Below are 18,238 nucleotides of genomic sequence, written 5' to 3'. Positions count from 1 at the left end.
GGCCTGCTCACAGTTCCAGCACGTGCACGGCGGTGTGCACGGCCTCGCGGGGAATGAGCGCCGAGGCCGCGGCGATGACCTCGCGCACCGACTGCGTGACGCCGCCGCCGCCGGCCGGGCCGTTGAGGTACAGCGCCTCCACGTCCTGCCCCACCAGCGCGGCCTGCGCGCGCGTGGCGCAGCGCACCGCCAGCCGCAGCCGCACTTCGTAGGGCGTGCGGTCGCCGCCCAGGTGCGGGCCGTGCATCGCGTTCACGCCGATCAGCTCGGCGCGGTGCTCCAGGCCGCCCAGGCCCAGGCGCTGCAGGCGCTGTTCCATGATCTGCAGCGCGAGCTGGCCGCGTTCGCGCGCGCCGGGGCCGGCGTACGAGATCTGGCCCTCGCCGACGTAGCCGTCGCGGTAGCCCAGCGTGGCCTTCAGCTGCGCCGGCCGCGGCGTGCCGCCGGCGCCGCTGGCCAGCACGCGGTCGGGGCCCTGTTCCTGCAGCCGCACCTGCGAGAAGTCGGCCACCACGTCGGGCTGCAGGTAGCGCCGCGGGTCCTCGATCTCGTACAGCAGCTGCGCGGTGCAGGTGAGCCGGTCGACCCGCCCGCCGGTGCCGGCGAGCTTGGTGATGACGGCGCTGCCGTCGGGCTGCACCTCGGCGAGCGGGAAACCGACGTCGTGCAGGTCGGGCACGTCGACGCGGCCGGGGTCGGCGATGTAGCCGCCGCTGACCTGGGCGGCGCACTCGAGCAGGTGGCCCACCAGCACGCCCTGGCCCAGGCGGGGCCAGTCGTCGGCGCGCCAGCCGAAGTGGTGCATCAGCGGCGCCAGGAAGAGCGCCGGGTCGGCGACGCGGCCGGTGATGACGACGTCGGCGCCGGTGGCCAGCGCCGGCAGCAGCGCGTCGGCGCCCAGGTAGACGTTGGCCGAGATCAGCCGCTCGCCGAGATCGGACGCGCGTGCCGTGCTGTCCAGCAGCGGCACGTCGTGCGCCTGCACCCAGGGCAGCACGTCGTCGCCGGTCAGCACCGCCACGCGCAGCCGCGGCAGGCCGAGTTCGCGCGCCACTGCCAGCACGGCGGCGCCGGCGGCCTCGGGGTGCGCCGCGCCCATGTTGCTGATGATGGTGGTGCCCTGGCGCACGCAGGCCGGCAGCACGGCACGCATGCGTGCGGCCAGCAGCGGGTCGTAGCCGTGCTGGGGGTCGTGGCTGCGGCGCAGCTGCGCCAGCGCGATCGTGCGTTCGGCCAGGCACTCGAAGACCAGCACGTCGAGCGCGCCGCGCTCGGCCAGGGCCTGCGCGGGGTCGATGCGGTCGCCGGCATAGCCGGCACCGGAGCCGATGCGGAACGCGGTCATGGAGTGGCAAGTATCGGCCGGCGCCGCGCGGGCGCCAGCCAGATCAACCCGCAAGGGCGCGGTTGTTCAGCCTTCGGCCACCGGGTGGTTGGCCATCAGCTCCAGCGCACGCACCAGGGCCGAGTGGTCCAGCCCGTCCATGCCATTGGCGGCGCAGGCCTGCATCAGCTGCGCCGCGCCCGCGGTCTGCGGCAGCGACACGCCGAGTGCGCGCGCGCCGGCCAGCGCCAGGCTCAGGTCCTTCTGGTGCAGCCCGATGCGGAAGCCCGGGCTGAAGGTGCGCTTGATCATGCGCTCGCCGTGCACTTCGAGGATGCGGCTGGCCGCGAAGCCGCCCATCAGCGCCTGGCGCACCTTGGCCGGGTCGGCGCCGGCCTTGCTGGCGAAGACCAGGGCCTCGCCGACGGCGGCGATGTTCAGCGCCACGATGATCTGGTTGGCGACCTTGGTGGTCTGCCCGTCGCCGTTGCCACCCACCAGCGTGATGTTCTTGCCCATCAGCTGGAACAGCGGCAGCACCTTCTGGAACGCGGCCTCGGGGCCGCCGACCATGATGGTCAGCGACGCGGCCTTGGCGCCCACTTCGCCGCCGGAGACCGGCGCGTCGAGGTACTCGCAGCCCAGCGCGTTGATGCGCGCGGCGAACTTCTTGGTCTCGATCGGGCTGATCGAGCTCATGTCGACCACGGTCTTGCCGGCGCTCAGGCCGCTGGCGATGCCCTGTTCGCCGAACAGCACGGCTTCGACGTCGGGCGTGTCGGGCACCATCGTGAAGACGATGTCGGCCTCGCGTGCCACCGCCGCGGCGTTGGCGCAGGCCACGGCACCGGCATCCAGCAGCGCCTGCGGCACCTTGCTGCGCGTGGCGACGAACAGGTCGTGGCCGGCCGCGCGCAGGTGGCCGGCCATGGGCGCGCCCATGATGCCCAGGCCGATGAATCCGAGTTTCATGCCGAGAGTCCTCCGAGTTGCCGGCGCGCCGCCTCCAGCCACGTGAGGCCTGCTTCGGTGGTGCCGGCAGGTTTGTATTCCGCGCCGACCCAACCCGTGTAGCCGATGCGCCTGAGATGCGCGAACAGGAAGGGGAAGTGGATCTCGCCCGTGCCCGGTTCGTTGCGCCCGGGATTGTCGGCAATCTGGATGTGTCCGATCTGCGGAAGATACTTAGTCAGCGTGTTCGCCAGCTCGCCCTCGTAGCGCTGCGCGTGGTAGATGTCGTACTGCACGAACAGGTTGTCGGCGCCGACCTCGTCGATCACCGAGATCGCCTTGGGCGTGTTGTTGAGCCAGAAGCCCGGCACGTCGAAGTTGTTGATCGGCTCGATCAGCAGCTTCAGCCCCGCTGCCTGGAGCTTGGGTGCCGCGTAGCGCAGGTTCTCGACGAAGGTGCGGCGCGCGGTGGCGTCGTCCACGCCCGCCGGCACGATGCCGGCCAGGCAGTTCAGCTGCGGCACGCCCAGCGTGGTGGCGTAGGCGATGCCGCGCTCGACGCCGGCGCGGAACTCCTCCACGCGCGCCGGCTGGCAGGCGATGCCGCGGTCGCCGGCTGCCCAGTCGCCGCCGGGCAGGTTGTGCAGCACCATCTGCAGGCGGTTGGCGACCAGGCGCTCGCGCACCGTGGCCGCCGGGGCCTCGTAGGGGAACTGCACCTCGACGCTGGAGAAGCCCGCCCGCGCCGCCCGCTCGAAACGGTCGAGAAAGGGCACTTCGGTGAACAGCATCGAGAGGTTGGCGGCAAAACGCGGCATGGTGTCTCCAGGGGTCATTCGAGCAGGCCGGCCAGCTCCAGGCCCTGGCGGCCCGCGGGGTGGCGGCAGTCGATGTCTTCGAACTCGTTGATCTTGTCGATCTCGGTGCCCATCGCGATGTTGGTCACCTTCTCGAGAATGCATTCCACCACGACGGGCACGCGGTGCAACTGCGCCAATTCCCTTGCCTGCGCCAGTGCGGCGCCGATCTTCTCGGGGTCGGTGACGCGCAGGGCCTTGCAGCCCAGGCCTTCGACCACCTTCTGGTGGTCGACGCCGTAGCCCTGCAGCGCGGGGTCGGACACGTTCTGGTTGTCGAAGGCCAGCTGCACGCAGTAATCCATCTCGAAGCCGCGCTGCGCCTGGCGGATCAGGCCCAGGTAGCTGTTGTTGACCAGCACCTGCACGTAGGGCAGGCGGAACTGCGCGCCCACGGCCAGCTCCTCGATGAGGAACTGGAAGTCGTAGTCGCCCGAGAGCCCGACCACCGTGCGCGTGGGGTCGGCGGCCACGACGCCCAGCGCCGCCGGGATGGTCCAGCCCAGCGGGCCGGCCTGGCCGCAGTTGATCCACTGGCGCGGGCCGTAGACGTGCAGGAACTGCGCGCCCGCGATCTGGCTCAGGCCGATGGTGCTGACGTAGACGGTGTCGCGCGGGAAGGCCGCGTTCATTTCTTCGTACACGCGCAGCGGCTTGATCGGCGTCTCGGTGTAGTGGGTCTTGCGGTGCATCAGCCGCTTGCGTTCGGCGCAGCGGTGCGCCCAGTCGGCGTAGCTCTTCAGCGTGCCGGCGTCGCGGCGCTCGCGCGCCACGTCGACGAACAGCTGCAGCGCGGCCTTGGCATCGCTGACGATGCCCAGGTCGGGACTGAACACGCGCCCGATCTGCGTCGGCTCGATGTCCACGTGCACGAAGGTGCGGCCCTTGCAGTAGACCTCGGTGCTGCCGGTGTGGCGGTTGGCCCAGCGGTTGCCGATGCCGAGCACGAAGTCGCTGGCGAGCATGGTCGCGTTGCCGTAGCGGTGGCTGGTCTGCAGGCCCACCATGCCGGCCATCAGCGGGTGGTCGTCGGGGATCGCGCCCCAGCCCATCAGCGTCGGGATCACCGGCACGCCGGTGAGCTCGGCGAACTCCACCAGCAGGTCGCAGGCGTCGGCGTTGATGATGCCGCCGCCGGCCACGATGAGCGGCTTCTCGCTCGCCATCAGCATGTCGAGTGCGCGCTCGACCTGCCGGCGCGTGGCCGCGGGCTTGTACACCGGCAGCGGCTCGTAGGTGTCGATGTCGAACTCGATCTCGGCCATCTGCACGTCGAACGGCAGGTCGATCAGCACCGGGCCCGGGCGGCCGCTGCGCATCAGGTGGAAGGCCTGCTGGAAGGCGCGCGGCACCTGCGCGGGCTCGCGCACCGTCAGGCTCATCTTCGTCACCGGCTTGGCGATCGACTCGATGTCGACGGCCTGGAAATCTTCCTTGTACAGCCGCGCGCGCGGCGCCTGGCCGGTGATGCACAGGATGGGGATGCTGTCGGCGATGGCCGAGTACAGGCCCGTGATCATGTCGGTGCCCGCCGGGCCGCTGGTGCCGATGCACACGCCGATGTTGCCCGCCTTGGCCCGCGTGTAGCCCTCGGCCATGTGCGAGGCGGCCTCGACGTGGCGCGCCAGGATGTGCGCGATGGACTGGCGCTCGCGCAGGCAGGCGTACAGCGGGTTGATGGCCGCACCGGGAACGCCGAAGGCCTGGCTCACGCCTTCCTTCTCCATCACCAGCACGGCGGCCATCGCAGCCTTCATCTTTGCCATCGGAGTCTCCTTGTCGTGGGGTCCCCGATGCTGGGCGCGGCCGCCGCGCGGCGGAAGAGCAGTGCGCGGATAAGCGCTATTCCGGCCCGGAATGGCAGCTCAGGCCGGATCGGCCATCACGTGCCCCTGGTAGACATCGAAGAAGGCCGCCTTCGGGAAGCTGGCCTCGCGTGCGTCGCCCCAGCTGTAGTGGCGCAGCTGCACCTTGTCGCCGTGGATGGCCAGCTTGCGCACCAGCGTCCAGTGCAGTTCCGGGAAGCCGATGCTGTCGTTCTTCTTGACCGGCTTGCCGTGGATGTCGGGGTAGGGCGTGCCCTGAGGGTCGCGCACCGGCGACCGGGTGGTCAGCTCGCCGTAGCCCCACAGGAAGATCAGCCGGCCTTTGCGCAGATCGTCGATGGCCAGCTGCAGGTTGGCCTCGCCGCGGCTGGTCTCGGTCTGGCCGTGCATCCACGCACGTGTCACGGCGCTGGCGACCTGCGCGTTGCGCGAGAAGGTCTCGCGGCCGAAGGTGCGGTCGGCCACCGTGGTGTAGCCCATGTTCTGCAGCGTGCTGTAGAGCAGGCCGGGCTTGGTGAGCTGCCGCAGCGGGTCGGCGGCACCCTGGCCGAGCGTCATGCCGACCAGCGCCGCCAGCGGCTCGAAGTGGTACCGCAGGCTGGCGAGCATCACCCAGTCGACCTGCGCCATCTCGAAGCGGGTGGGTGGCGGTTCGTCCTTCACGCAGCCGTAGGGCTCCAGCGTGTAGCCGCGCAGCGTGCCCTTGCCCAGCCGCACCAGGTCGAGCACGAAGCGCACGGTGCGCCCGGGGTCGGTCTTGAAGGCAGCCGACAGGATGGCCGCGGCGCCGCACAGCACCGTGCTGCGCTGGTTCACGACGCGCGGGCGCCGTGCGCGCAGCGCCAGCTCGATGGCCAGCCGGTGCGGGTGGATGTGCGGGAAGGCCGGGCACTGGTCGCCCTGGACCTTGGTGACGAAGTCGCCGATGTCCTGCAGCGCCTGGCTGCGCAGCGCCTGCAGACCGGTGTCCTTCTTGGCTTCGGCGGTGGCGGCGGTGCCGAAGGCCTGCAGGAAGTCCAGCGCGTCCTGGCGCGACGGCTGCTCCTCGGTGGCGCTCCATTTCGCCAGCGGCTCGTCGTCGGTGAGCTCGGCGTAGTCCGCATAGACCTTGTCGACCCGCGCTTCTGCGCTGCCGAGCGTGGAGCGCAGCGGCGCGAGCACGGCTTCTTCCAGGTAGGTGGCCAAGCTGCTCTCCCGAGGGTGTGACGCGGCCCGGCATGCTACGGCGTCCGTGCCCGCGATGCCAGCATCCCGTTGCGGCGCACGGCCGTTACAGTGCCGGCCCATGGACAGCGTCGTCGGACTGCGCCTCTTCATCCGCATCGTCGAGACCGGCAGCTTCAGCCGTGCCAGCGCCGACCTGGGCATCACCCAGCCCACCGCGACCAAGCACGTGGCGGCGCTGGAGCGCCGGCTCGGCGCGCGGCTGCTGCACCGCAGCACGCGCGGGGTCTCGCCCACCGAGGTGGGCGCGGCCTACTACGACAAGTGCAAGCTGATCGCCCGCGCGCTCGAAGAGGCCGACAGCCTGGCCGCGCTGATGCAGAGCCGCGTGCAGGGCAGCCTGCGCATCAGCACCAGCGTGGCCTTCGGCCGCCGCGTGCTCACGCCGCTGGTGCTGCGCTTCATGCAGCGGCACCCGGAACTGCAGGTCGACCTGGGCTTCGAGGACCGCTACGTGAACCTGGTCGAGCAGGGTGTGGACCTGGCCGTGCGCATGGGCCGGCTGGCCGATTCGTCGCTGGGCGCGCGCTACCTGGGCACCAACCCCTGGGTGCTGGTGGCCGCCCCCGCCTACGTGGCCGCGCACGGCGCGCCGCAAGCGCCGGCCGACATCGCGCAGCACCCGGCGCTGGTGTACAGCAGCGTGCAGGGCGACGACCGCTGGCACTTCAGCGCCGGCGACGGCGACAGCACCGCGGTGCCGGTGCGCGGCCCGCTGCGCAGCAACAACCTGTCGGCGCTGCTGGCCGCCGCGCGCGCCGGCATGGGGCTGGCGATCCTGCCGCGCTACGTGGCGCACGCGTCGCTGCGCGAAGGCGCGCTGCAGCCGCTGCTGCCGCACTGGGCGCTGCCCGAGCAGGAGATGCACGCGGTGTTCCCGTCGCCGCGGCTGGTACCGGGCAAGGTCAGCGGCTTCGTCGACTGGCTGCAGGGCCAGTTCGAAGGTGCGTGGTGGGCGCGGTGACGCCGATGTGCCGACCCAGCGGCCGCGATGCCGCGGTGCGACAGGCCGTGCTGGTTGCGATTGGGCTGCCTATGATGGTCTGCACGCCAGCCTCGATGCTGGCGACCACCCACAAGGAGACATGCCCATGACGATCCGCACCACGCTGCTGGCCGCAGCGACCCTGTCGCTGCTGGCCGCCTGTCAGTCGACCCCGCCCGCGGCCACCGCCGCCGCCCCGGCCGCGGCGGCGCCCGCCTGGCAGCAGGGCCGCACGCCCGACCAGGCCGGCTCGACGCTGGCCCCGGTGGCCGGCAAGCTCACCGCCACGCCGGCCAGCGAGATCCCGCTGCAGAACTTCAAGCTGCCGCCGGGCTTCAAGGCCGAGATCTGGGCCACCGGCATGCCCGGCGCCCGCGCGATGGCGCGCGCCGAGAACGGCAAGATCTACATCGGCACGCGCGGCATCGGCCGCGTCTACGAGCTCACCGACAACGGCGCCACGCGCACCAGCCGGGTCGTCGTCGACAAGCTGGTGCAGCCCGCCGGCGTAGCCTACGCCAACGGCGCGCTGTACGTGATGGCGATCGACAAGGTGCTGCGCTTCGACGGCATCGCCACCAACCCGGCGGCGCAGCCGGTGGACATGACGGCGGCCTTCAGGCTGCCGAAGGAACAGCACCACAACTGGAAGTACATCGCCTTCGGTCCCGACGGCAAGCTCTACGTGCCCTTCGGCGCACCGTGCAACATCTGCGTGCCGGGCGAGGAATACGCGCAGATCCGCCGCTACAACGCCGACGGCTCGGGCATGGAGGTGGTGGCGCGCGGCGTGCGCAACACGCAGGGCTTCGCCTGGCACCCCGACACCAGGGAGCTGTGGTTCACCGACCACGGCCGGGACTGGATGGGCGACGACGGCCCGGCCGACGAGCTCAACCGCATGACGAAGGTGGGCCTGAACTTCGGCTTCCCGTACTGCCACGCGCAAGGCCTGAACGACCGCGACTTCCCGAAGGCCAACGCCTGCGAGGGCGTGACGCTGCCGGTGCAGACGATGGGCCCGCACGCCGCCGCGATGGGCGTGCACTTCTACACCGGCAGCATGTTCCCGGCCGCGTACCGCAACACCATGTTCGTGGCGCGCAAGGGCTCGTGGAACCGCACGCAGAAGTTCGGCTACGACGTGGTCACGGTGCAGACCGACGCCAACGGCGGCAACCCGCGCATCCGGCCCTTCATGACCGGCTTCCTCGACCCCAGCAACGACAGCTTCAGCGGCCGGCCCACGTACTTCCTGCAGCTGCCCGACGGCTCGCTGCTGGTCAGCGACGAGCAGCTGGGTGCGATCTACCGCATCACGTATGCGCCCTGACGCCGCGGTCGCCCGGGCGCTGCTCGTGGCGGCGGCCGTCCTGGCAGCCGCGACCGGCGCCTGGGCGCAGCCGCAGCCGGCCGGCATCGAGGCCTGCACCGTGTGCCACGGCGCGGGCGGCAACTCGCCGTCGCCGGCGATCCCGTCGATCGCCGGCCAGCCGCGGCAGTTCATCGAGAACCAGCTCGTGCTGATCCGCGAAGGCCTGCGCGACGTGCCGGCGATGAAGGCGGTGATGGGCGGCATGAACGACGCCGAGATCGTGGCCCTGGCCACGCACTTCGCGGCGCAGCCCGCGCTGCCGCCGCCGGGCCCGGTGGACGCCGCGAAGTACGCGGCCGGCGCCGCCGTGTCGGCGCGCGCGCTGTGCGGCACCTGCCACCTGCCGGGCTACGTCGGGCAGCAGCAGGTGCCCCGCCTGGCCCGCCAGCACGAGCTGTACCTGGCCGTGACGATGAAGATGTACCGCGACGCCCCGGCGCCGGGGCGCGACACGGCGATGTCGGCGGCGCTGTACGGGCTGAAGGACGGCGAGCTCGAGGCCCTGGCGCACTACCTCGCGCACCAGGGCAAGTAGGCGCGGGCCGCGGCCCGCGCCGTGGGCTCAGGCCGTCGGCAGCTTGTGGTCTTTCAGCGCCTCGCGCAGCTTGTTCTTCTGCATCTTGCCGGTGGCGCCCAGCGGGATGGCGTCGACGAAGACGACGTCGTCGGGCGTCCACCACTTGGCGATCTTGCCGTCGAAGAAGTGCAGCAGTTCGTCGCGCGTCAGCTCGACGCCGGGCTTCTTCACCACCACCAGCAGCGGGCGCTCGTCCCACTTCGGGTGGTACGCCGCGATGCAGGCGGCCATGGCCACGGCCGGGTGCGCCATCGCGATGTTCTCGAGGTCGATCGAGCCGATCCACTCGCCGCCGGACTTGATGACGTCCTTGCTGCGGTCGGTGATCTGCATGTAGCCCTCGGCGTCGATCTTCGCGACGTCGCCGGTGGGGAACCAGCCCTGGCCGTCGGCGGCACGCACCAGCGGGTCGCCGCCTTCGCCGCGGAAGTACTGGTTCACGATCCACGGGCCCTTCACCAGCAGGTCGCCGCTGTGCTCGCCGTCCCAGGGCAGCTCGTTGCCGTCGGGGTCGACGATCTTCATGTCCACGCCGTAGACCGCGCGGCCCTGCTTGGCCATCACGGCGTAGCGCGCGTCGGCGTCCAGGCCCAGGTGGTGCGGCTTGAAGGCACCCACGGTGCCGACCGGGCTCATCTCGGTCATGCCCCAGGCGTGCAGCACGTGCACGTCGTAGACGTCGCCGAACTTGCGCAGCATGGCCGGCGGGCAGGCCGAGCCGCCGATGACGGTGCGGCGCATGGTGCTGAACTTCAGTCCGTTGGCTTCCACATGGGCCAGCAGCGCCTGCCACACGGTGGGCACGCCGGCCGAGACGGTGACGCGCTCGGACTCGAACAGCTCGTACAGGCTCTTGCCGTCCAGGCCCGGGCCCGGGAACACGAGCTTGGCGCCCACCATGCACGCCGCGTACGGCAGGCCCCAGGCGTTGACGTGGAACATCGGCACCACCGGCAGGATGGCGTCGTTGGCCGAGCAGTTCAGCGCGTCGGGCAGCGCGATCGCGAAGGTGTGCAGCACCGTGCTGCGGTGGCTGTACAGCACGCCCTTGGGGTTGCCGGTGGTGCCGCTGGTGTAGCACAGCGAGCTGGCGGTGGCCTCGTCGAAGCTGGGCCAGTCGAAGCGGTCGTCCTGCGCGGCGACCAGATCCTCGTAGCACAGCAGGCCCGGGATCCTGGCCGCCACGTCGGCGGCCGGCATGTGCGCGCGGTCGGTCATCGCGACCCAGTGCTTCACGGTCTTGCAGCGCCCGGCCACGGCCTGGATCAGCGGCAGGAAGGTGAGGTCGAAGAACAGCACCTGGTCTTCGGCGTGGTCGGCGATGTAGACGATCTGGTCGGGGTGCAGGCGCGGGTTGATCGTGTGCAGCACGGCGCCGCTGCCGCTGACCGCGTAGTACAGCTCCATGTGCCGGTAGCCATTCCAGGCCAGCGTGGCCACGCGGTCGGACATCTGCACGCCCAGCGCCGCCAGCGCCTTGGCCATGCGGCGCGAGCGCGCGGCCAGTTCCTTGTACGTGGTGCGGTGGATGTCGCCCTCGACGCGCCTGGAGACGATCTCGCGCTCGGGGTGGTGCCGCTCGGCATGCACGATGAGAGAGGAAATCAGCAGCGGCTGCTGCATCATCTGACCGATCATGGGGCTTGTCTCCGGGGATGTGGGTTCTGGGATCGCCCGTGATTCTGTCGCAACCGACCGCCGCCCCGGCGGCTGTGCCGGAACGGTGCGCAGCCCTCAGCGGCAGAGCCGGTCCAGCGGCAGCGGTACGCTGAAGGGCAGGGCGCGCCGGCGCTGCAGCAGCGTGTAAGCGCTGCCGCCGACGTGCAGCAGGTCCACGCGCGTGGCACGCACGCCGCTGCCCAGCGCGGCGGCCTCGCGCGCGCCCAGCGCCACCTGCAGCTGCAGCGGGCCGGCCGCGGCGGCGTCGGCGCCGCCACGCAGCGTGTGCGTGCCGGTGCTGCCCTGCAGCACCACCAGCAGCGTGTAGCGGCCCGGCTGCTGGGCTGGCCAGTCGACCGCCAGGCCGATGCGCGGCAGGCAGCCGGCTGCACCGGCCGGCACCAGCGGGCGCAGCGCCTGCAGCACGGGCTGCGCCGCCACGTCGATGTCGAGCTGCCGCTGCGCCGTGCGCAGCACGCCGTCGCGGCCGCGCAGCGGCTGCTGCACCAGCACCTGGTGGCGGCCCGCGGCCTCGGGGGCGAAGAGCGCGAAGTACTGGCCGGGCTCGGGCTGCAGCGGCAGGTCCACGGCCGCCGGCCGCGTGTCCCAGAACCGCAGCGGCTGCGCGCTGACGCCGGGCGCCTGCACGGTGGCCTGCGGCTGCAGCCCGGTGGCGGGCCGGCCCTGGTCGCTGATGCGCAGCTCCAGCAGCGCTTCGCTGCCGGCGCCGGGCGGCTGCGCGCCGCCGACGAGCGCCAGCCGCAGCTCGAAGCGCGGGAACTGGCTCACCACCACGTGCAGGGTCTCGCCGCCGCGCGCGGCGGCGTGCTCCAGCTGCAGCTGCCAGCGGCCCGGGGCCGGGTCCGGCACCGGCTGCAGCAGCAGGTGCTGGTCGCCGCGCCGGGGCTCGCGGCGCTCGGCGGCCGGCTGCACGTGCAGGTCCTGCCCCGGCAGCAGCACGCGCGGCGTGCCCGCGGGGTCGACCAGCGTGGCGCGCGTCACCGCCAGCGGCAGCTCGAACTGCAGCGCCAGCCGGCCCTCGCCGATGTCGGCCACCGCGATGGCCACGCTGCTGCGCGTGCTGCCCGCGGCCAGCGTCTGGCCCAGCATCTGGGCCGGCGGCGCGGGCTGGGCCGGGGCGGGTGCTGCGGTCAGGAGGCCGGCGGCCAGCGCCAGGGCCGCCAGCAGGGCAGGCAGCAGGGCCATCGTGCCGCCGGCGTCGCCGCTACGGCTTGGGTGCTGCCGGCTTGTCGGCCCACAGCTGCCCGCCGGTGGCCCAGTCGTGGCGTTCGATGTCGAAGAACAGCACGTCGATGCCGTCGGCCGAGCCGCCGAGCGTCTGCACGGTGGCTGCGGTGAGCGCGGCGGCCAGCGCACGCTTTTGCTCGACGGTGCGGCCGGCGAAGAGTTCGACGCGGATGGTGGGCATGGGCGGAGTCTCCTTCGGGCGGGGGTCAGTGGGCTTCGGCGGTCTTGGCGGCCTCGATGCTCGCACGTTCGTCGCCGCGCGCGCCGTTGAAGAAGATGTTCAGCAGCACTGCCGCCACCGCGGTGAGCAGGATGCCCGACTCCAGCAGCGGGTGCAGGCCGTGCGCCATCTGCTGCGTCCAGCGCGGCGCCACCAGCGGGATCAGGCCGAAGCCGATCGACAGCGCCACGATGTACAGGTTGTGGCGGTTGCCCTTGTAGTCCACGGTCGACAGGATGCGGATGCCGGTGGCCGCGACCATGCCGAACATCACCAGCCCCGCGCCGCCCAGCACCAAGGTGGGGATCGATTCGACGAAGGCCGCCATCTTCGGCAGCAGGCCCAGTACGATCATGATCACGCCGCCGGCCACGCAGACCCAGCGGCTGCGCACGCCCGTGACGCCCACCAGGCCCACGTTCTGGCTGAAGCTGGTGTACGGGAAGGTGTTGAAGATGCCGCCGATCAGCGTGCCCAGGCCGTCGGTGCGCAGCCCGGCGGCCAGCTCGGGCTGGCCGATCTTCCTGCCGGTGATGTCCGACAGGGCCAGGAACATGCCGGTCGACTCGATCATCACCACGATCATCACCAGCGTCATCGTGAGGATCATCACGGGGTCGAAGGTGGGCATGCCGAACGCGAACGGCGTGACCACGTCGAACCAGTGCGCCTTGGCGACCTTGTCGAAGTGCATCTTGCCCAGGGCCACGGCCAGCGCGCAGCCGGCCACGATGCCCAGCAGCACCGAGATGTTGGCGACGAAGCCCCTGGCGTACTTCACCAGCAGCAGGATGAACACCAGCACGGCGCCGGCGATCGCCATGTTGTCGAGCGCGCCGTAGTTCGGGTTGTCGCGCATCGGGATCGGCCCGGCCAGCTTGATCGGCGCGCTGGCGGCGGCGGCCGCGGCCTTGGCGTTGTCGACCATCGTCACCAGCTGCGGCACGTCCACGCTCTGCGCCAGCGGCGCCGGGCCGCCCATCGCCCAGCCCACGCCCACGCGCATCAGGCTGATGCCGATGATGGCGATGATGGTGCCGGTGACCACCGGCGGGAAGAAGCGCAGCAGCTTGCTGACCGCCGGCGCCAGCAGCATGGACAGCACGCCCGCGCCGATGATGGCGCCGAAGATGGCGCGCGCGCCGTCCACACCCGGCATCGCCTGCGCGAAGGCCACCATCGGCCCGACGGCGGCGAAGGTGACGCCCATCATCACCGGCAGCCGGATGCCGAACCAGCGGGTCATGCCCAGGCTCTGCACCAGGGTCACGAGGCCGCAGCAGAAGAGGTCGGCGCTGATCAACAGCGCCACCTGCTCGGGGCTCAGCTGCAGTGCGCGGCCGACGATCAGCGGCACGGCGATGGCGCCGGCGTACATGACCAGCACGTGTTGCAGGCCGAGTGCTGCCAGGCGGGGCGCGGGCAGGCGTTCGTCCACCGGGTGGACCGCGGTGTCGTTCATGGGGTGTGCTCCTGAAGGCGGGGAGGGGAGGCGGGGTCAGCGCGCCGGAGCGCCGGCTTCGAACCAGCGCTTGATCAGGTCGCGCTCGGCGTCGGTGATCTGCGTGGCGTTGTTCATCGGCATCAGCTTCAGCACCACGGACTGCTGGTAGATGCCTTGCGCGTGCTGCAGCACGAGTTCGGGCGTGTGCAGCGCCACGTTCTTCTGCTGCACCTGCGCGTTGTGGCACAGCGTGCAGCGCTGCTCCAGCACCGCGCGCACCTGCGCCAGCGTGGCTGGCTGCACGGCCGTGCCGGCCGGCAGCGCGGGCTGCGGCGCGGGCTTCATCGCCACCACCAGGCCCGCGAGCAGCAGCGTGCCGGCCACGGCATGGCCCCAGGGCACGGCCTTGCCGGCGATCCTGGCCTTGTGGCGCGCCACGAAGCTGTGGCGGATGAGCGCGCCGGCCAGCATCATCACCACCAGCACCAGCCAGTTCCAGCGGCCCTGGTAGAGCCAGCCGTAGTGGTTGGACAGCATCGCGATCAGCACCGGCAGCGTGAAGTAGGTGTTGTGCACGCTGCGCTGCTTGGCGCGCTGCCCGTGCACCGGGTCGACCGGCTCGCCGGCCTTCATCTGCCGGATCACGGTGCGCTGGCCGGGGATGATCCACACGAAGACGTTGGCGCTCATCGCCGTGGCGATCATTGCGCCCACCAGCAGGAACGCGGCGCGGCCGGCGAACAGCTGGCAGGCCAGCCACGCCGCCGCCACCACGACCACCGTGACGCCGATGCCGACGATCAGGTCACCGTGGGCACGGCGGCCGAAGGCGCGGCAGATGGCGTCGTAGACGAACCAGAACACCGCCAGGAAGGCCAGCGCCGCGGCGATGGCCGCCCCCGGCGACCAGGCAAACACGCTCTTGTCGACGAGGAAGGTGCCGGCGTTGAACAGGTACAGCACGGTGAACAGGCCGAAGCCCGTGAGCCAGGTGCTGTAGCTCTCCCAGTAGAACCAGTGCAGGTTCTCGGGCAGCGCCTTGGGCGCCACCATGTACTTCTGCGGGTGGTAGAAGCCGCCGCCGTGCACGGCCCACAGCTCGCCGTCGACGCCCTTCTTCTTCAGATCGGGGTCTTGCGGCGGCGTGAGGCTGCTGTCGAGGAAGACGAAGTAGAACGACGAGCCGATCCACGCGATCGCCGTGATGACGTGGGCCCAGCGCAGCAGCAGGTTGGCCCAGTCGAGAAGGTACGCATCCATGCGGTCCTGTCCTGTCTGGGCTCACCACGGCGGGCGCTCTGAGCTCGGGTTGCGGTGTCGCGACTTCAGGCAGCTGGTGCTGCCCGCCCACGGCGACGGTGACGAAGCGGCTTCGTCAGTTGTTCTTCAGGTCGGCGGCCTTGATGGCCGGCGTCCAGTCGGTGACCTGCTTCGCCACGAAGCCGGCGAATTCGGTGCTCGTCATCTTCACGGTCGTCAGGCCCAGTTCCTCGAAACGCTTCACGATGGCCGGCTGGGCCACCACCTCGGCGATGGCGCCGGCCAGCTTGTCGACCACGTCCTTCGGCAGGCCGGCCGGGCCGCTGACGCCGAAGTAGTTCTCGGCCACCAGCTGCGGCAGGCCCAATTCCACCACGCTGGGCACGTCGGGCGCCAGCGGCGAGCGTGTGCGCGACGTGACGGCCAGGCCCTTGATCTGGCCGGCCTTCATCATCGGCGCGAACGCGGTGATGACGTCGATGCCCATCGGCACCGTGCCGGCGATCAGGTCGGTGGCCATCGGCGCGCCGCCGCGGTAGGGCACGTGCGTCATCTGGAACTTCATCTCGGCCTTGGCCATCTCGCCCACGATGTGGCCGATGCTGCCGGGCCCGCCGCTGCCGAAGCTGCCGCCGGCCAGGGCCTTGGGCAGGTCCTTCAGGCTGGCCGGGCCGGTCTTGGGGTGGGCCATGAAGACCACCGGTGCGATGCCCAGCATGGCCACGTGCGTGAACTGCTTCACCGGGTCGTAGGGCTGCTTCGGCACGGTGAACGGGCCGATGGACAGCGGCGTGCTGTTGCTCAGCATCAGCGTGTAGCCGTCGGGCGCGGCGCGCGCCACGTCGAGCCCGCCGATGGTGCCGCCGGCGCCCGGCTTGTTGTCGACGACGACCGGCTGGCCCAGCGCCTTGCCCAGCGGCTCGGCGATGACCCGCGCGACGATGTCGCTGGCGCCGCCGGCGGCGAAGGTGACGACGATGCGCAGCGGCTTTTCGGGCCAGGCGGCGAACGCAGGGGAGGCGGTGGTGAGCGCCAGCGTCGCGATGGACGCGGCGAGCAAGGTACGGCGGAACATGGGCGGGCCTCCTGGAGACATCAGTGGGGTGCCGTCATGCAAAGCCTGTGCCCGCAACCTGCGTGTGGCTCAGGAGCCGCGGTAGGTGCTGTAGCTCCACGGGCTGGCGAGCAGCGGCACGTGGTAGTGGCCGGCTGCGTCGGCGATGCCGAAGTCGAGCTGCACGGTGTCGATGAAGGGCGGGTCGGCCAGCGCCGCGCCGCGTGCACGGAAGTAGGGCGCCACGGCAAACAGCAGTCGGTAGCGGCCCACGGCCATCTCGTGTGCCGCGAGCAGCGGGCCGTCGGCGCGGCCGTCGTGGTTCAGCGCCAGCTGCTTCAGCGTGGTGACGCTGTCGCCGTCGATGCGCTGCAGCGTGATCTGCATGCCGGCGGCGGGGCAGCCGTTGGCGGTGTCGAGCACGTGGGTGCTGAGGTGTCCCATGGGGTTCGTCGTGGCTTGCGGTGTGGACAAAAGTGTATACACTGTCGTGAACACGTCAACTGCTCGTGAACCCCTACCCCGTACCCCGTTCCCCGGGGCCGCGGCATCTTCACCACCACCCATGGCCGGCAGCCGCGCTTCACTCAAGGTCATCGCGCCGCAAGCAAGCGGCGTGCGCGCCGCCGCGCCCGTGAACGCCACGCAGCGCATCGTCGACAGCATCACCACCGCCATCGTCGAGCGCCGCCTGATGCCCGGCACCAAGCTGGCCGAACAGCAGATCGCCGACATCTTCCAGGTCAGCCGCACGCTGGTGCGCCAGGCGCTGAACCAGCTCAGCCGCGACCGGCTCGTCACGCTGTCGCCGGCGCGCGGTGCGCACGTGGCCCAGCCCAGCCTGGAAGAAGCGCGCCAGGTCTTCGAGACGCGCAAGATGCTCGAGGCCGCGATGGTGAAGCAGCTCTGCGCCCACGCCACCGACGCGCAGCTCGTGCAGCTGCGCGCCCACCTGCGCCAGGAGGCCGACGCGGTGGCGCGCACCGACGTGGCGGGCCGCACGCGGCTGCTGGCCGACTTCCACGTGCTGCTGGCGCGGCTGCTCGGCAACGAGGTGCTGGCCGAGCTGCTGGCCGACCTGCTGAGCCGCTGCTCGCTGATCGCGCTGATGTACCAGTCGTCGCACTCGGCCGAGCACTCCGCCGACGAGCACATCGCCATCGTCGATGCCATCGAGCGCCGCGACGCCCGTGCCGCGGTGAAGCTGATGGAAGCGCACCTGGGCAACGTCGAACGCAACCTGCAACGCCATCCCCGCGCCGGCGACCTCGCCAGCGCCCTGCTGCCATGACCTATCCACGTGATCTCCGCGGCCACGGCCGCCACCCGCCGCATGCGCAGTGGCCGGGCCAGGCCCGCGTGGCCGTGCAGTTCGTGCTGAACTACGAGGAAGGCGGCGAGAACAGCGTGCTGCACGGCGACGCCGGCAGCGAGCAGTTCCTGTCGGAGATGTTCAACCCGCCGGCCTTCCCGGCGCGGCATCTCAGCATGGAAGGCATCTACGAGTACGGCGCGCGCGTGGGCGTGTGGCGCCTGCTGCGCGAGTTCGAGCGCCGCGGCCTGCCGCTCACGGTGTTCGGCGTCGGCATGGCGCTGCAGCGCTGCCCCGAGGTCACGGCCGCGTTCGTCGAACTGGGCCACGAGATCGCCTGCCACGGCTGGCGCTGGATCCACTACCAGAACGTCGACGCCGAAACCGAACGCGCGCACCTGCGGCAGGCGATGGACGCCATCACGCAGATGACCGGCAGCGCGCCGCTGGGCTGGTACACCGGCCGCGACAGCCCGAACACGCGCCGCCTCGTCGTCGAGCACGGGGGCCTGGAATACGACAGCGACTACTACGGCGACGACCTGCCGTTCTGGCTGCAGGTGAAGACGAGCGACGGCGCGCTGGCGCCGCACCTGGTGGTGCCGTACACGCTGGACTGCAACGACATGCGCTTCGCGCTGCCCCAGGGCTACAGCCACGGCGACGAGTTCTTCCAGTACCTGAAGGACGCCTTCGACGTGCACTACGCCGAGGGCGACACCCACCCGTCGATGATGAGCATCGGCATGCACTGCCGCCTGCTCGGCCGCCCGGGCCGCATGAAGGCGCTGCAGAAGTTCCTCGACCACGTGCAGCGCCACGACCGCGTGTGGGTCACGCGCCGCATCGACATCGCCCGGCACTGGAAGGCCACGCACCCCTTCGACGCCGCCACCGCCTTCGTCTGGGAATGACCACCGGA

At 71.2% G+C, this 18,238-nt stretch carries 17 protein-coding genes; 5 read left to right on the top strand and 12 right to left on the bottom strand.

Annotated elements, in window-relative coordinates:
• Nucleotides 1–7: 7 nt before the first annotated feature.
• The 5 genes from ACPOLB_RS11160 to ACPOLB_RS11140 all read right to left on the bottom strand — a co-directional run bounded on the left by ACPOLB_RS11160 (nt 8) and on the right by ACPOLB_RS11140 (nt 6,143).
• Nucleotides 8–1,345 carry an acyclic terpene utilization AtuA family protein gene (locus ACPOLB_RS11160; protein WP_425261435.1) on the bottom strand — a complete coding sequence of 446 codons (1,338 nt, stop codon included), beginning with the start codon at nt 1,343–1,345 and terminating at the stop codon, nt 8–10.
• A gap of 66 nt (nt 1,346–1,411) precedes the next feature.
• Complete coding sequence (glxR, locus tag ACPOLB_RS11155; RefSeq protein WP_425261434.1) at nt 1,412–2,296, bottom strand: 2-hydroxy-3-oxopropionate reductase; 885 nt, start codon at nt 2,294–2,296, stop codon at nt 1,412–1,414.
• The gene (gene hyi, locus ACPOLB_RS11150; protein WP_425261433.1) at nt 2,293–3,093 is read right to left on the bottom strand and encodes a hydroxypyruvate isomerase; all 801 of its coding nucleotides are present in this window, start codon (nt 3,091–3,093) and stop codon (nt 2,293–2,295) included. Before hyi ends, glxR begins: the two co-directional genes overlap by 4 nt.
• A 14-nt stretch (nt 3,094–3,107) precedes the next feature.
• Complete coding sequence (gene gcl, locus ACPOLB_RS11145) at nt 3,108–4,898, bottom strand: glyoxylate carboligase (RefSeq protein WP_425261432.1); 1,791 nt, start codon at nt 4,896–4,898, stop codon at nt 3,108–3,110.
• A gap of 99 nt (nt 4,899–4,997) precedes the next feature.
• Nucleotides 4,998–6,143, bottom strand: coding sequence for a hypothetical protein (locus ACPOLB_RS11140; protein WP_425261431.1), 1,146 nt, complete (start codon nt 6,141–6,143; stop codon nt 4,998–5,000).
• A 100-nt stretch (nt 6,144–6,243) separates the two neighbouring features.
• Between ACPOLB_RS11140 and ACPOLB_RS11135 the strand changes: the two genes are divergently transcribed.
• From ACPOLB_RS11135 to ACPOLB_RS11125, 3 genes are all read left to right on the top strand, one after another.
• A complete protein-coding gene (locus tag ACPOLB_RS11135; protein WP_425261430.1) occupies nt 6,244–7,146 on the top strand; it encodes a LysR substrate-binding domain-containing protein in 903 nt (300 codons plus the stop codon).
• 127 nt (nt 7,147–7,273) lie between these two features.
• On the top strand, nt 7,274–8,500 hold the full coding sequence (locus tag ACPOLB_RS11130) for a PQQ-dependent sugar dehydrogenase (protein WP_425261429.1): 1,227 nt from the start codon (nt 7,274–7,276) through the stop codon (nt 8,498–8,500).
• Nucleotides 8,490–9,077 carry a c-type cytochrome gene (locus ACPOLB_RS11125; RefSeq protein ID WP_425261428.1) on the top strand — a complete coding sequence of 196 codons (588 nt, stop codon included), beginning with the start codon at nt 8,490–8,492 and terminating at the stop codon, nt 9,075–9,077. Before ACPOLB_RS11130 ends, ACPOLB_RS11125 begins: the two co-directional genes overlap by 11 nt.
• 27 nt (nt 9,078–9,104) lie before the next feature.
• Here ACPOLB_RS11125 and ACPOLB_RS11120 read toward each other — a convergent pair whose 3' ends face one another.
• The 7 genes from ACPOLB_RS11120 to uraH form a co-directional block, all read right to left on the bottom strand.
• A complete protein-coding gene (locus tag ACPOLB_RS11120; RefSeq protein ID WP_425261427.1) occupies nt 9,105–10,757 on the bottom strand; it encodes a 3-(methylthio)propionyl-CoA ligase in 1,653 nt (550 codons plus the stop codon).
• A 96-nt stretch (nt 10,758–10,853) separates the two neighbouring features.
• On the bottom strand, nt 10,854–11,984 hold the full coding sequence (locus ACPOLB_RS11115; RefSeq protein WP_425261426.1) for a hypothetical protein: 1,131 nt from the start codon (nt 11,982–11,984) through the stop codon (nt 10,854–10,856).
• Nucleotides 11,985–12,003: 19 nt separating this feature from the next.
• Nucleotides 12,004–12,207 (bottom strand): 4-oxalocrotonate tautomerase, encoded by a 204-nt coding sequence (locus ACPOLB_RS11110; RefSeq protein ID WP_425261425.1) that lies wholly within the window; start codon nt 12,205–12,207, stop codon nt 12,004–12,006.
• A gap of 25 nt (nt 12,208–12,232) precedes the next feature.
• Nucleotides 12,233–13,708: a nucleobase:cation symporter-2 family protein gene (locus ACPOLB_RS11105; protein WP_425261424.1), complete on the bottom strand. Its 1,476-nt coding sequence runs from the start codon at nt 13,706–13,708 to the stop codon at nt 12,233–12,235.
• Between the two features lie 36 nt (nt 13,709–13,744).
• On the bottom strand, nt 13,745–14,950 hold the full coding sequence (locus ACPOLB_RS11100; RefSeq protein ID WP_425261423.1) for a urate hydroxylase PuuD: 1,206 nt from the start codon (nt 14,948–14,950) through the stop codon (nt 13,745–13,747).
• A 115-nt stretch (nt 14,951–15,065) separates the two neighbouring features.
• A complete protein-coding gene (locus tag ACPOLB_RS11095; RefSeq protein ID WP_425261422.1) occupies nt 15,066–16,025 on the bottom strand; it encodes a Bug family tripartite tricarboxylate transporter substrate binding protein in 960 nt (319 codons plus the stop codon).
• 69 nt (nt 16,026–16,094) lie between these two features.
• Nucleotides 16,095–16,448 (bottom strand): hydroxyisourate hydrolase, encoded by a 354-nt coding sequence (gene uraH, locus ACPOLB_RS11090; protein WP_425261421.1) that lies wholly within the window; start codon nt 16,446–16,448, stop codon nt 16,095–16,097.
• A 121-nt stretch (nt 16,449–16,569) separates the two neighbouring features.
• On the opposite strand from uraH, the gene ACPOLB_RS11085 reads away from it, so the two are divergent.
• Nucleotides 16,570–17,295 (top strand): GntR family transcriptional regulator, encoded by a 726-nt coding sequence (locus tag ACPOLB_RS11085; RefSeq protein ID WP_425261420.1) that lies wholly within the window; start codon nt 16,570–16,572, stop codon nt 17,293–17,295.
• A complete protein-coding gene (gene puuE, locus ACPOLB_RS11080; RefSeq protein WP_425261419.1) occupies nt 17,292–18,230 on the top strand; it encodes an allantoinase PuuE in 939 nt (312 codons plus the stop codon). Before ACPOLB_RS11085 ends, puuE begins: the two co-directional genes overlap by 4 nt.
• Nucleotides 18,231–18,238: the final 8 nt, after the last annotated feature.

Source organism: Rubrivivax soli (genome assembly GCF_049810355.1).
GTDB lineage: Bacteria > Pseudomonadota > Gammaproteobacteria > Burkholderiales > Burkholderiaceae_C > Rubrivivax.
This window is presented reverse-complemented; position numbering and strand designations above follow the sequence as displayed.